Here is a 13,398-nt window from a genome sequence, read left to right on the forward strand (position 1 = left end):
ACCATTTACGGAGCATGGAAGGCCCCGAAAAATGGCTTAAAATCAATGACTTGTGGCTATTAGCCTACTATTTCAGCAGCGCAGGTCAAATGCCCATGTTCGACAGGATCTGGCCCAGTTCGCGCAAGCCGTGCTCGACGCGCGGGTGGCGGGCGGCAAAACTGGCTGCCAGCTCCTGCGTGCGCGAGCCCAGGCCATAGGTATTTGCATCGAGCTGCTGCTCGGCGCGGCGTTCGAGGACTTTCTCGATGTCGCCATCGAGCTGGCGCAGCAGCGTTTCCAGTTCGACATCGGTGTCACCGGTTTCCTGCAGTTCGCGGTGCAGGGCTTTCAGGCGTGCCTTCAGGTCGGCATCGTGTTCGGGTTGCATCGTGGTCTCCGTGGATTGGTCGATTTCATTGTAAGGCATGGAGGGCGTAGGAGAGAACACGGCCGTGCGGGGAGCGAAATGAACAGGGGCCCCCGCCTGCGCGGGAGCCCCTGTTGTTCGGCAACGCGCGATGCCGTTAATTACCCGTCAACCCACGACGCTCCAGCAGCGGCTTGATATCCGCATCCTTGCCGCGGAAATTACGGTACATCTGCATCGCGTCCAGCGTGCCGCCACGCGACAGCAGCGTCTTGCGGAAATGGTCGCCGTTCTTGCGCGTCAGGCCGCCGTTGGCTTTGAACCACTCGACCGTGTCGGCGTCGAGCTTCTCGGCCCACAGGTAGCCGTAGTAACCGGCCGAGTAACCGCCCGAGAACGTGTGCGAGAAGTACGTGCTGCGATAACGCGGCGGCACCAGGGCGAAGTCAACGCCGGCCTTCTTGAGTGCCTGCGCTTCGAACGCCAGCACGTCGGTCGGGATCTGGTTCGGCGCCAGCTGGTGCCAGGCCTGGTCCAGCAGCGCAGCGGCCAGGTACTCGGTGGTGCGGAAGCCTTCGTTGAACTGCGACGACGCCTGCACCTTGTCCAGCAGTGCTTTCGGCATCGGCTCGCCGGTCTGGTAATGCTTGGCGTAGTTGGCCAGCACTTCCGGCCAGGCCATCCACATCTCGTTGACCTGCGACGGGAACTCGACGTAGTCACGCGGCACGCGCGAACCCGAGAAGCGCGGGTACTGCACGTCCGAGAACATGCCGTGCAGCGCGTGGCCGAATTCGTGGAACGTGGTACGCACTTCGTCGTAGGTCAAGAGCGTCGGCTCGCCGGCGGCCGGCTTCGGGATGTTCAGGTTGTTGGCAATGACAGGTTTGGTGCCCAGCAGCTTGCTCTGGCCGACCCAGGCGTTGGCCCAGGCGCCGCCACGCTTGTTGGAGCGGGCGTACGGGTCGAACGTGAAGATCGCCAGTTGCTTGCCATCGACGTCGAACACGTCGAACACGCGCACGTCTTCGTTGTAGCCCGGCAGGTCCTTGCGTTCCTTGAACGTGATGCCGAATTCCTTGGTCGCGGCAAAGAACACGCCATCGACCAGCACGCGGTTCAGTTCGAAGTACGGACGCAGCTGGCTGGCGTCGAACGCGTAACGCTCGGCGCGTACCTTGTCGCTGTAGAAGCTCCAGTCATACGCGGCGGCCTTGAAGCCACCCTTCTCCGCATCGATCACCTTCTGGATGTCGGCCGCTTCCTTCTTCGCGTTGTTCACGGCAGGCGTGGCCAGTTCGGCCAGCAGGCTGTTGACGGCGTCGGTGGTCTTGGCAGTCTGCTCTTCCAGGTTGTAGGCGGCGTGGTTCGGGAAGCCCAGCAGCACGGCGCGTTCGGCGCGCAGCTTGGCGATCTGCAGCACGGTGTTGCGGGTGTCGAATTCACCGCCACGGCTGCCGCGCGCCATCGAGGCGGCCAGCAGTTTTTCGCGCGTGGCGCGGTTGGTCAGCACCGACAGCGATGCCTGCTGCGTGGTGTTCACGACCGGCAGGACGAACTTGCCATCCATGCCGCGTTTTTTTGCTTCGGCGGCGGCGGCGTCGATGGCCTTGTCGCTCATGCCCGCCAGTTCGGCGCGCGAATCGACCACCAGTGCCGACGCGTTGGCTTCTTTCAGCGTGTCTTGTGCGAACTTGGTCTGCAGGGCGGCCAGCTGGCTGTTGAAGGCCTTCAGCTTTTCCTTGTCGGCGTCCGACAGCTTGGCGCCGGCGCGCTCGAAGTCATTGTTGTAGCGGTCCAGCAGGTAGGCCGATTCGCTGTCGAGCTTCAGGCTGGCGCGCTTGTCGTACAGCGCCTTGATGCGGGCGTACAGCTTGCCGTTCAGGCGGATTGCATCGCTGTGCTGCGACAGCTTCGGCGCGATGTCGCGGCCCAGCGCGATCAGCGTGTCGTTGGTGTAGGAACCCGACAGCGTGCCGAAGGCGGTGCTGACGCGGTTCAGCATGCGGCCCGAGCGCTCCATCGCCACGATGGTGTTCTCGAAGGTTGGCGCAGCCTTGTTGTTGGCGATCTTCTCGATCTCCGCCGCGTGCTGGCGCATCGCTTCGGCGTAGGCCGGGGCGAAATGCTCGTCCTTGATCTTGTCCCAGGCCGGGTAGTTGTATTGCAGGCTGCTCTCTTTGGCGAACGGGTTGCTCGCGTCGAACGGCGCCGCGGCGGTCATGGGTGCGGCAGTCGCCGGCGCAGGCGCGGCCAACGCGACATTGGCAAAGGCAGCGCTGATGGCAGCGGCCAGGATGATATGGGTACGTTTCATGTTCTTGTGCTTTTCACGGTAAGGATTAGGTCCTGCTGGCAGCCGGCGCAGGCCGGCTGCCCCGGCATCAATTCAGGCCACGGCGTTCCAGCAGCGGCTCGATGACCGGATCGCGGCCACGGAAGGCGCGGTACATCTCGACCGCATCGACCGTACCGCCCTTCGACAGCACCATATTGCGGAAGCGGTCGCCGTTCTTGCGTTGCAGGCCGCCGTTTTCCTTGAACCACTCGCCGGCATCGGCGTCGAGGCGCTCGGCCCACAGGTAGCTGTAGTAGCCGGCCGAATAGCCGCCGCCCATCGCGTGCGAGAAGTACGTGCTGCTGTAGCGCGGCGGGACCGGTGCGAAGTCCAGGCCCGCATCCTTGAGTGCCTGCTGCTCGAACGTCTTCACGTCGGTCGGGATGGCCTTGGAGCCAAGCTGGTGCCAGCGCTGGTCGAGCACCGCAGCAGCCAGGTACTCGGTGGTGCGGTAGCCTTCATTGAACTTCTGCGACGCGCGCAGCTTGTCGAGCAGTTCCTTCGGCATCACGGCGCCGGTCTGGTAATGCTTGGCATAGCTGGCCATCACTTCGGGCCAGGCCATCCACATCTCGTAGACCTGCGATGGCAGCTCGACGTAGTCGCGTGGCACGCTGGTGCCCGAGAAGCGCGGGTACTTGACCTTCGAGAACCAGCCGTGGGTTGCGTGGCCAAATTCGTGGAACGTCGTGCGCACTTCGTCCCAGGTCAGCAGGGTCGGCTCGCCTGCGGCCGGCTTGGTCAGGTTCAGGTTGTTGGTGATGACGGGCTTCTTGTCGAGCAGGAAGCTCTGGTCGACCAGCGAACTCATCCATGCGCCGCCGCGCTTGTTCGGGCGCGCATACGGGTCGACCACGAAGATGGCCAGGTGGGCACCGTTTTCTTCGAACACGTCATACACGCGCACATCGGCGTCATAGGTTGGCAGGTCAGTGCGGCGCTTGAAGGTGATGCCCCAGAGTTTGGTCGCAGCGAAGAACGTGCCTTTCTCCAGCACGTTGTCGAATTCGAAGTACGGCTTGAGCTGGTTGGCGTCAAAGGCGTACTTGGCGGTGCGCACCTTGTCGCTGTAGATCGCCCAGTCCTGCGCGGCCAGCTTGAAGCCGCCCTTCTCTGCATCGATCACGGCCTGGATCTCGGCCGCTTCTTTCTTTGCGTTGCGCACGGCCGGCGCGGTCAGGTCGCCCAGCAGCTTGTTGACCGACGTGGTGTTCTTCGCGGTCTGGTCTTCGAGCGAGTAGGCGGCGTAGTTTTCATAGCCCAGCAGCTCGGCGCGTTCGGCGCGCAATTTCGCCAGTTGCAGCACGACGTCGCGGTTGTCGAATTCGCCGCCGCGGCTGCCGCGGATCATCGACGTGGTGAGCAGTTTTTCGCGCGTGGCGCGGTTGGTCAGCACGGCCAGCGGCGCTTGCTGCGTGGTGTTGACAACCGGGATGACGAACTTGCCATCCAGGCCGCGCTTTTTCGCTTCGGCGGCGGCCGCATCGATCGCCTTCTCGGGCAGGCCGGCCAGTTCGGCGCGGGTGTCGACGACGAAGGCCGAGGCGTTGACTTCCTTCAGCACGTTCTGGCTGAACTGGGTCTGCAGTGCGGCCAGCTTGCCGTTGTAGTCCTTCAGCTTGACCTTGTCGGCAGCGGACAGGTTAGCGCCGGCGCGCACGAAGTCCTTGTAGTAGCGCTCGAGCAGGAACGCCGATTCGGCATCCAGGCCAAGCGTGGCGCGCTTGTCGTGCAGCGTCTTGATGCGGGCAAACAGGGCCGGGTTCAGGCGGATCGCGTCGCTGTGGGCGGCGAATTTCGGCGCCAGGTCCTTGTCCAGTGCCTGCAGCGTGTCGTTGGTGTACGAACCGGTCAGCGTGTAGAACACGGCGCGTACGCGGCCCAGCAGCTGGCCCGAACGCTCCATCGCCACGATCGTGTTGTCGAACGTCGGCGCAGCCTTGTTGTTGGCGATCTTGGCGATTTCAGCAGCCTGCTCGCGCATGCCTTCGTCGAACGCCGGCGCGAAGTGCTCGTTCTTGATCTTGTCGAAGGCCGGGTAGCCGTACTGCAGGGTGCTCGGCTTGGCGAACGGATTCGAGGCTGGCAGCGCAGCGCTGGCCGACTTGGAAAACGCGAGGGTGGCAAGGGCAACGCCGGCTGCGATCAGCAGCAGTTTTGGACGGTTCATGGTATCTCTTGTGCGATGGGAGAAAAAGGGTAGGTCAATGGCGCAGCGCGCCGCCTGCACCGCTCGTGACGGCGCAGGCGGCGTGCAGGCATCAGTCGTTCGACGGCGTCGCGGTCAGGCCGCGGCGTTCCAGCAGTGGGCCGATCACCGGATCGCGGCCACGGAAGTTGCGGAACAGGTCCATCGCTTCTTGCGTGCCGCCGCGCGACAGCAGCGTCTTGCGGAAATGGTCGCCGTTCTTGCGCGTCAGGCCACCGCTTTCGGTGAACCACTTGACCGTCTCGGCGTCCAGGCGCTCGCTCCACAGGTAGGCGTAATAGCCGGCCGAATAGCCGCCGCCCATCGAGTGCGAGAAGTACGCGCTGCGGTAGCGCGGCGGCACCGGGGCGTACGCCACGCCTGCATCGGCCAGCGCCTTCGCTTCGAAGCTCAGCACGTCGGTAGGCACCTGGTTTGGCGTGATCTGGTGCCAGCGCTGGTCGAGCAGCGCCGCCGCCAGGTACGCGGTGGTGGTGTAGCCCTGGCCGAACTTCTTCGACGCGACGACCTTGTCCAGCAAGTCCTTCGGCATCGGCGCGCCGGTCTTGTAATGCTTGGCGTAGTTGGCCAGCACTTCAGGCCAGGTCACCCACATTTCGTTGACCTGCGACGGATACTCGACGAAGTCGCGCGGCACGTTCGTGCCCGAGAATTTCGGGTACTTCACGTCCGAGAACATGCCGTGCAGCGCGTGGCCGAATTCGTGGAACGTGGTGACCACTTCGTCGTACGTCAGCAGCGTCGGCTCGCCGGCTGGCGGCTTCGGAATGTTCAGGTGGTTGCCGATGACGGGCTTCTGATTCAGCAGGTGCGACTGGGAAACGTACTCGTTCATCCAGGCGCCGCCCTGCTTGTTGCTGCGTGCGTACGGATCGAAGATGAAGATCGTCAGCAGCTTGCCGTCGACGTCGTACACGTCGAAGGTGCGCACGTCGGGGTCATACGTCGGCAGGTCCTTGCGTTCCTTGAACGTGATGCCGTATTCCTTGGTCGCGGCAAAGAACACGCCATCGACCAGCACGCGGTTCAGTTCAAAATACGGGCGCAGCTGGCTGTCGTCGAAATTGAATTTCTCGGCGCGCACCTTGTCGGCATACAGCGGCCAGTCCCAGCTTGCCACCTCGAATTTGCCGCCGTCTTTATTGATCGCGGCCTGGATCTCGACAGCTTCCTTCTTCGCGTTGTTGACGGCCGGCTTGGCCAGGTCGCCCAGCAGCTTGTTGACAGCGGCCGGATTGCGCGCGGTTTCCAGCTCTTGCGAGTAGGCCGCGAAGTTCGGGTAACCCAGCAGCACGGCGCGTTCGGCGCGCAGCTTGGCCAGGCGCAGCACCTGCTTGGTCGTGTCGAATTCGCCGCTCTTGGTGCCGCGCTCGAGCGAGGCTTTCATCAGGCGCTCGCGCGTGGCGCGGTGCGTCAGCACCGACAGGCCAGGCTGGATCGACGTGTTGACGATCGGGATCGCGAACTTGCCCTTCTGGCCGCGTTTGGTCGCTTCAGCAGCGGCCGCATTGATCTCGGCATCGGACAGGCCCGCCAGTTCAGCGCGGGTATTCACGATCAGGGCGGCGGCATTCGCGCCCTTGAGCACGCGCTGCTGGAAGTCCGACTGCAGCGAAGCGATCTCGCCGTTGTAGGCCTTCAGCTTGGCCTGGTTGGCCGCCGACAGGTTGGCGCCGGCGCGCACGAATTCCTTGTAGTAGCGCTCGAGCAGGTGCGTCGATTCGGCATCCAGGCCGAGCGAAGCGCGCTTGTCGTGCAGCGCCTTGACGCGCGCGAACAGCTTCGCGTTCAGGTGGATTGCATCGGTGTGCGCCGCCAGCTTGGGCGACATCTCGCGATCGACTGCGTCGAGCGTGTCGTTGGTGTTGGCGCCGTGCAGATTGCCGAAGGTCGCGTTTACGCGTGCCAGCAACTGGCCGGATTTTTCCAGCGCCACGATCGTGTTGTCGAACGTCGGCGCCGCCTTGTCATTGGCGATCGCCTCGACTTCGCGCAGTTCTTCGCGCATGCCGGCAGCGAACGCAGGCAGGTAGTGCGCATCCTTGATCTTGTCGAACGCCGGGTATTGCAGCGGCAGGCTGCTGGGCTTGGCGAACGGGTTGGATGCGTCGAGGGCGGGTGCGGCAGGCGCTGCGATGGCGGAACACGCCAGCGCGACGCCGGCTGCCACGATGAGCAGTTGAGGACGGATCATGAGGTCTTTCGCTAACACTGAGGAAGGGCGCTGTCGCCAGTGGCTCGACAGCAGTGCGCTGAAGATCATAGCAGGCTTGCATGGCGCTTGTAACAATTAAAAAGTACCGCAATGTATCAATCCGCGGGTGCTGTATTGACGAAGATTCGTGGCGACCGTGCTAGCATCGGGGCCCCTTTGCCGCCCCCTTTCCATGACCCTTTCTTCCTCTTCCTTCGACGCCATCGTGGTCGGCACCGGCCCGGGCGGGGCCAGCGTCGCGCGTGAACTGGCGCGCGCCGGCAGCCGGGTCCTGCTGCTCGAACAGGGCGGCGCGGCGCCCCTCGCCGGCACGGTCACGCAGATGGCATCGATGGCGGCCGTGCCCGGGCGCGGCGCCTTCATCCACCGCGATGCATCGCTGCTGGTGGCCGGCACGACGCTGGGCGGCAGCTCGGCCGTCAACTTCGCCACTGCGGCCGCGCCGCCGGCGGCCTACTTCGCCGCATTCGGTATCGACCTGGCCCCGAGCCTGGCCGAGCTGCGCGCGGAATTGCCGCTCGCGCCCCTGCCCGATGCGCTGGTCGGCCCGATGGCCACGCGCATCATGACGGCGGCGCATGCGGCCGGCATCGACTGGAAAAAACTCGACAAGATGATCCGGCCGGCGCTGTGCCGCAGCGGTTGCTGGCGCTGCACCTACGGCTGCCCGTTCGGCGCCAAGTGGAGTGCCCGTGATTTCGTCGAACAGGCGGTCGGATTTGGCGCCGTGCTGCAGGCGGCCAGCCGCGTCACGCGCGTGCTGCTGGAGGGAGGCCGGGCCAGCGGTGTCGAGGTGCGGCATGGTGGCCAGCTGCAGACGATCCACGCGCCGCTGGTGATCCTCAGTGGCGGCGGGATCGGCAGCCCGCGCATCCTGCATGCATCAGGGCTGGGGCCGCGCGATGCGCCGTTCTTCAGCGATCCGGTGGTGGCCGTGATGGGCAGCGTGACCGACATCGATGGCGGCGCCGAAGTCCCGATGGCGGCCGGCTGGCACGACCCGGAGGCCGGCATCGCGCTGGCCGACCTGACCTTGCCGCGCCCGATGTACCATGCCTTTGCGACGCAGGTCGGGCGCGTGGACCGCTTGTTCGCACACCGGCGCACCCTGAGCATCATGGTCAAGATTCGTGACGACATCAGCGGGCGCGTCGGACCGCGCTGGGCCGACAAGCGCCTGAGCGCTGGCGACCGCGCGCGCCTGCAAAAGGGCGAACAGATGGCGCGCACGATCCTGCAGGCAGCCGGTGCGCGGCACGTGTTCAAGAGCTGGCATTTCGCGGCGCACCCGGGCGGCAGCGTGCGGATCGGCGCCGGCGTCGACGCCGATCTGCGCACGCGTGCGCCGGGTGTCTATGTGTGCGATGCGTCGGTGATCCCGCAGCCATGGGGCTTGCCGCCGACACTCACCCTGCTGTGCCTGGGCAAGCGCCTGGGGCAGCACCTGGCGCGAGTCGGATGACTCAATAGTGCGGGGGACGTTCGTTGAGTGGCGCCTGGCCGGCGTCGCGCAGGGAGCGCAGGTGGTCGGCCAGCTTGCCGACCATTGCCTCGAGCTCGTCGATGCGGCGCTCCTGGCGGTAGATGGTCTTGTTCAGCTCATCGAGCAGGTCTTCCTGCTGCGAGAGCTTGATTTCAAGATTGACGAAACGTTCTTCCTGGTCCACGGCGCACTCCGGTAAAGCCGGCATTATGCCAGCATGACCGGGTGCGCCGCGCGCCTTGCAGGTCAGGCGTAAGGAATGAAGTCCAGGCCCTTGCCAACCGTCTCGATGACGAGCGCCTGGTTTTCCGGGCTTTCGCTGAACTCGATCACCAGCTGTTCCCGGCCAAGGCGACCGATTTCCGCCGTCCAGTACAGCAGACCGCCGGCATCGGGCTCGCGATTGAGCACGTTGTCGTACAGCTTGTAGATGAATTCTTCGTTGCTTGGCGCGGCGCCATACAGCGTGTCGAATTCGGGCGCTTCCATGAAGCCGGCAGCGATCGTGGTCAGCAGCGTGCCGTTATCGAGGTGCTTGGTCCAGAAGCCCAGGCCACCTTCGTCCGACTCGCGGCCCATGATGGCCTGGTAGAGGCGGAAGATCTTGGCCGAATTGTCGTCGATCGCCTTCCAGCCATCGTTGAACTGGATGCGCTCGACGTTGAACAGGCCGTCGACTTCGCCATTGGCGCCCGTCACCGAGTAACCCCAGGTTTCCTTCTTGACGGCGAAGTCGGCGCGTGCGCCGCCAAACACCACGGTATCGATGCCGACGCCCGCGTCCACGGCAGTGCTGCCCGCATTCATGACGATGGTGTCCGCGTTCGCGGTGCCGGCCTGGTAGCCTGGGTGCGAGATCGATACGGCGGCCGTGACCTGGCCGGCGCGCGCATTGCCGGCCAGGTCCAGCGACGTCACGATCACGTTGTAGTTACCGTTTGGCAGCGGTTGCGACGTCAGCGACCATGCGCCATTCGCGCCGACCACGGCGGTGCCGATCTTGGTGAAGTCGCCGTCGCGGTACAGTTCGATCGTGGTGCCGGCTTCGCCGTTGCCGCTGAAGACCGGCTTGTTGCCGCCTGCTGCCATGGCAATATTCACGGTCGGGATCGTCGGCGGGGTGGCGTCGATGTGGAACGTGACGCCGCTGCTGCCCGTCGAGACGTTGCCGGCCGCATCGGTGGCGGTGGCGTAGGCGCGGTAGTTCAGGCCATCGGCCAGCGCCACGGTCGAACGGGCACTCCACAGGCCATTCGCGTCCGCCGTGGCGGTGGCAATGACCTTCTCGTTGAGATAGACCTTGACCGTCGCATTCGCTTCCGCCGTGCCATTCATGCCCGGCTGGCTGCCACGCGCATACAGGTAGCCATTCTGCGTCACGGCCATCACTGGCGGCGGTGGCGCCACAGTATCGGTCGCCACGTTGGCGCGCTCGACACGCATGTCGGCAAACTGCAGCCATTCGACATTGCGCAGCGTATCGGTGCCATCGGCCCCCGTCACCGCCAGCGCGCCATCGGCCAGTGTGGAAAATGCATACCCACCGCGGTTGCCATTGAAAATTACCGTGTCCATGCCTTCCCCGCCGTCAATCATGTCGTTCCCTCCGTTGCCCTGCAATGTGTCGTTGAATTGGGTGCCGGTCAGGACATCGTCCTTGTAGCTGCCCGTCAGATAGCGTGCGCCCGTCGTGCTGTTGATGCCGAGCTCGCCGCGCAGGCCATCGCCGCCATACAGCCAGTTCAGTGCCGCGATGTCGTAGGGCTGGTAAGTGCTGTGCCAGCCGCCGGCGCTGGTGTACGACATGATCGTATTGCTCGTGTTGTCTTCGCTGTCGGGCAGCACGGCCAGGTTGTCATCACCGGGTTCCGGGAACGGGTGCTTCAGGCCAAGGGCATGGCCCAGTTCGTGCAGCAGGGTCTCGTAACCCTGACCGCCGACCGTCAGGTCCTGGGTCATCGCGCGCCACTCGGTGTTGTCCAGGTAGACGTAGGCATTGGCGTTGTACGCGGTCAGCGTGGTCTCGGTGCCGCTACGCTGCGACAACCAGCTGTTCAGGCCCGTCGTGTAGGCGCCATCCAGGTTTAGATTGGCCAGATGAAACTGGGCGCTCGCGCCGGACATCGTTTCCTGAAACTGGATCCCCGTCACTTGCTGCAGATAATTGAACGCCGTCCGTGCATTGGCTTGCTGGGAGACGCTGAACGTTTCCTGGCCCGTCCGGCCGCTTTCATTGCCCGAAGTGGTCGAGAACGTGTAGAACAGCAAGTTGGCGTTGTTATTGCTGAGAAAGTTCCAGTCGGGTCCCTTGTCCAGCAAGGCGTCGATATGGTTCAGTCCGGTAAGCGGGGTGACGGTAATGTCGGAAGGAGTTGCCATGAATCAGTCAATAATCGTTGCAGCAAGGTAAATGCCGTGGGAATTTAGATATCAAAATCTCGTTATTCCGGCAAGTATTTCTTGCTCGACACTTGAAGTCAAATAGCATTTCAATCGTGCGCACGACTTGCCGATCCATCAAGGCTTGCGCACAACGGTTTACTCCGGAACCGGCCTCGGCGTTGCCAACAAGGCTTTCAAACTTGCCAATCTTGCCTTTGGACTCAGGATTTCCGATTCCATCGGCGCGGCCTCGCCAACGTCCAGCGCCATTTCCTTGATGAAGCGCGACGGGTCGCAATTGACCAGCTCGCCTGCGCGTTTGCGCCGCTTGCACCAGCTCACGTGCAGCGTGCGCTGGGCGCGCGTGATGCCCACGTACATCAGGCGCCGCTCTTCCTGGATACGCGCCGAGATCGTTTCGATGGAGGCGTCCGGGTCGCCCTTGTGCGGCAGGATGCCCTCTTCCACGCCGACCAGGTACACGTGCGGATACTCCAGCCCTTTTGACGCGTGCAGCGTCGACATGCGCACGGCATCCTGCTCCTCGTCCTGGCCTTCGAGCATCGACATCAGCGCCACCATCTGCGTCAGTTCGAGCAGGTTCTTTTCTTCGCCATCGCGGTCACGTCCGCCACGGCCGCGGTCTTTGAGCCAATTGGTAAATTCAAGCACGTTCTGCCACTTGGCCTGGGCTGCGCGGTCGTCGAAGCCCTCGTACAGGTAATGCTCGTAATTCATTTCCTTCATCATGTCGTCGAGCACCTCGGCCGCATGGTCGCCGGCGCCCAGCGGGCCGGGCCGCGTCGCGCGGTCTTCCAGCTCGCTGATGAAGTGGCAAAAGTTGCGCACCGATCCCAGTTGCCGCTCGGCCAGCTTGGCCTCGATGCCGCCCTTGCGCGCTGCCTCGAACAGCGAACAATTCCACTGCTTCGAGAATTCGCCCAGCACTTCCAGCGTGGCCATGCCGACACCGCGTTTGGGCGTCGTGATGGCGCGGATGAAGGCCGGGTCGTCGTCCTGGTTGGCGATCAGACGCAGGTAGGCAATGATGTCCTTGATCTCGGCCTTGTCGAAGAAACTCTGGCCGCCCGACATCGTGTACGGGATGCGCTCCTTGCGCAGCGCCTGCTCCATCACGCGCGCCTGGTGGTTGCCGCGGTACAGGATGGCGAAATCGGACCAGTTGTTCTTGCGCTGAAAGTGCTCGGACGAAATCAGCATCGCGATCTGGTCGGCTTCCTGGTCGTCGTTCTGCATGCCCATCACCTTGATCGGCTCGCCCAGGCCGTGCTCGGACCAGAGCGACTTCTCGAAGATTTTCGGGTTGTTGCCGATCACGGCATTGGCTGCCTGCAGGATGCGGGTAGTGGAGCGGTAGTTCTGCTCGAGCTTGATCACGCGCAGGTCGGGGAAATCGACCTGCAGCGTTTTCAGGTTCTCGACCGAGGCGCCACGCCAGGCATAGATCGCCTGGTCATCGTCGCCCACGGCGGTAAACATCGGCTTCTTGCCCAGGCCCGTCACCAGGAGCTTGACCAGCTCGTACTGGCAGGTATTGGTGTCCTGGTATTCGTCCATCAACAGGTAGCGCAGGCGGCGCTGCCAGCGGTCGCGGATCGGCTCGTTGTTGCGGAACAGTTCCACCGGCAAGCGGATCAGGTCGTCGAAGTCGACCGCCTGGTAGGCCTGCAGCGTGGCCACATAGCTGCGGTACACGCGCCCGGCCTGGGCCTCGTCTTCATCGCGCGCGGCCTTGATCGCGTCTTCCGGGTCGACCAGGCCGTTCTTCCACAGCGAAATCGTGTTCTGGATGCGGCGGATTTCCTGTTTGTCGGTACTCAGCGCCAGGTCGGACACGATCGTGTAGCAGTCGTCGCTGTCCATGATCGAAAACTTGTCTTTCAGCCCCACGCCAGCCGCTTCCTGGCGCAGGATGCGCACGCCCAGCGAGTGGAACGTCGACACGGTCAGTTGCTTGGCCTGCTTCGGCTGCTTGAGCAGCTTGGCGATGCGCTCCTGCATCTCGAGCGCCGCCTTGTTGGTAAAGGTCAGGGCGGCAATCGTGCGTGGATCGTAGCCGCAGTGCTCGATCATGTAGGCGATCTTCTGCGTGATCACGCGCGTCTTGCCGGACCCGGCGCCAGCGAGCACCAGGCAAGGGCCGTCCAGATACAGCGCGGCTTCGCTCTGCGGCCCGTTGAGGCCGAACTTTGGTGCGTTTGACATGGGGAAGTTTTCGGTGGGACAGAGAGCGATTGTAACAATCTGGCGGGCGCAGCGGGCGATGGCGCGTTGCAGGCCAGGCCGGATTGCAACAAGCCGCTGTCCGGCTTTGCTGCCCGGCATCCTCCTGCGAGTCAGCCGGGGATCGGGTACCATGCGACCTTTGCCAGCGAGACGCCAAACGCGACGCTGCAGCCCC

General features: G+C 63.8%; 8 protein-coding genes. 1 reads left to right on the plus strand and 7 read right to left on the minus strand.

The window, feature by feature from the left end; translation table 11 throughout:
- Window positions 1–85: 85 nt before the first annotated feature.
- From AC56LW_RS12270 to AC56LW_RS12285, 4 genes are all read right to left on the minus strand, one after another.
- Window positions 86–370, minus strand: a complete 285-nt coding sequence (locus AC56LW_RS12270; protein ID WP_332531298.1) for a DUF4404 family protein — start codon at window positions 368–370, stop codon at window positions 86–88.
- Between the two features lie 136 nt (window positions 371–506).
- Window positions 507–2,666, minus strand: coding sequence for a M3 family metallopeptidase (locus tag AC56LW_RS12275; protein ID WP_499634640.1), 2,160 nt, complete (start codon window positions 2,664–2,666; stop codon window positions 507–509).
- Window positions 2,667–2,733: 67 nt separating this feature from the next.
- Window positions 2,734–4,857, minus strand: coding sequence for a M3 family metallopeptidase (locus AC56LW_RS12280; protein WP_499634643.1), 2,124 nt, complete (start codon window positions 4,855–4,857; stop codon window positions 2,734–2,736).
- A gap of 91 nt (window positions 4,858–4,948) precedes the next feature.
- The gene (locus AC56LW_RS12285) at window positions 4,949–7,090 is read right to left on the minus strand and encodes a M3 family metallopeptidase (protein WP_499634646.1); all 2,142 of its coding nucleotides are present in this window, start codon (window positions 7,088–7,090) and stop codon (window positions 4,949–4,951) included.
- 193 nt (window positions 7,091–7,283) lie between these two features.
- On the opposite strand from AC56LW_RS12285, the gene AC56LW_RS12290 reads away from it, so the two are divergent.
- Complete coding sequence (locus tag AC56LW_RS12290; protein ID WP_499634648.1) at window positions 7,284–8,573, plus strand: GMC family oxidoreductase N-terminal domain-containing protein; 1,290 nt, start codon at window positions 7,284–7,286, stop codon at window positions 8,571–8,573.
- A gap of 1 nt (window position 8,574) precedes the next feature.
- Here the strand turns inward: AC56LW_RS12290 and AC56LW_RS12295 are convergent, their stop codons facing one another.
- The 3 genes from AC56LW_RS12295 to AC56LW_RS12305 all read right to left on the minus strand — a co-directional run bounded on the left by AC56LW_RS12295 (window position 8,575) and on the right by AC56LW_RS12305 (window position 13,202).
- Window positions 8,575–8,778: a SlyX family protein gene (locus AC56LW_RS12295; protein ID WP_183555154.1), complete on the minus strand. Its 204-nt coding sequence runs from the start codon at window positions 8,776–8,778 to the stop codon at window positions 8,575–8,577.
- 62 nt (window positions 8,779–8,840) lie between these two features.
- A complete protein-coding gene (locus AC56LW_RS12300; protein WP_499634651.1) occupies window positions 8,841–10,973 on the minus strand; it encodes a DUF4214 domain-containing protein in 2,133 nt (710 codons plus the stop codon).
- A gap of 159 nt (window positions 10,974–11,132) precedes the next feature.
- On the minus strand, window positions 11,133–13,202 hold the full coding sequence (locus tag AC56LW_RS12305) for a UvrD-helicase domain-containing protein (RefSeq protein ID WP_183555152.1): 2,070 nt from the start codon (window positions 13,200–13,202) through the stop codon (window positions 11,133–11,135).
- Window positions 13,203–13,398 lie beyond the last annotated feature (196 nt).

It is taken from the genome of Telluria sp. LT2P80 (assembly GCF_059685955.1).

Coding starts and splice junctions, on each gene's coding strand:
- AC56LW_RS12290 (WP_499634648.1), top strand. CDS start 7,284: ATGACCCTTTCTTCCTCTTCCTTCGACGCCATCGTGGTCGGCACCGGC.
- AC56LW_RS12285 (WP_499634646.1), bottom strand. CDS start 7,090: ATGATCCGTCCTCAACTGCTCATCGTGGCAGCCGGCGTCGCGCTGGCG.
- AC56LW_RS12300 (WP_499634651.1), bottom strand. CDS start 10,973: ATGGCAACTCCTTCCGACATTACCGTCACCCCGCTTACCGGACTGAAC.
- AC56LW_RS12305 (WP_183555152.1), bottom strand. CDS start 13,202: ATGTCAAACGCACCAAAGTTCGGCCTCAACGGGCCGCAGAGCGAAGCC.
- AC56LW_RS12275 (WP_499634640.1), bottom strand. CDS start 2,666: ATGAAACGTACCCATATCATCCTGGCCGCTGCCATCAGCGCTGCCTTT.
- AC56LW_RS12270 (WP_332531298.1), bottom strand. CDS start 370: ATGCAACCCGAACACGATGCCGACCTGAAGGCACGCCTGAAAGCCCTG.
- AC56LW_RS12280 (WP_499634643.1), bottom strand. CDS start 4,857: ATGAACCGTCCAAAACTGCTGCTGATCGCAGCCGGCGTTGCCCTTGCC.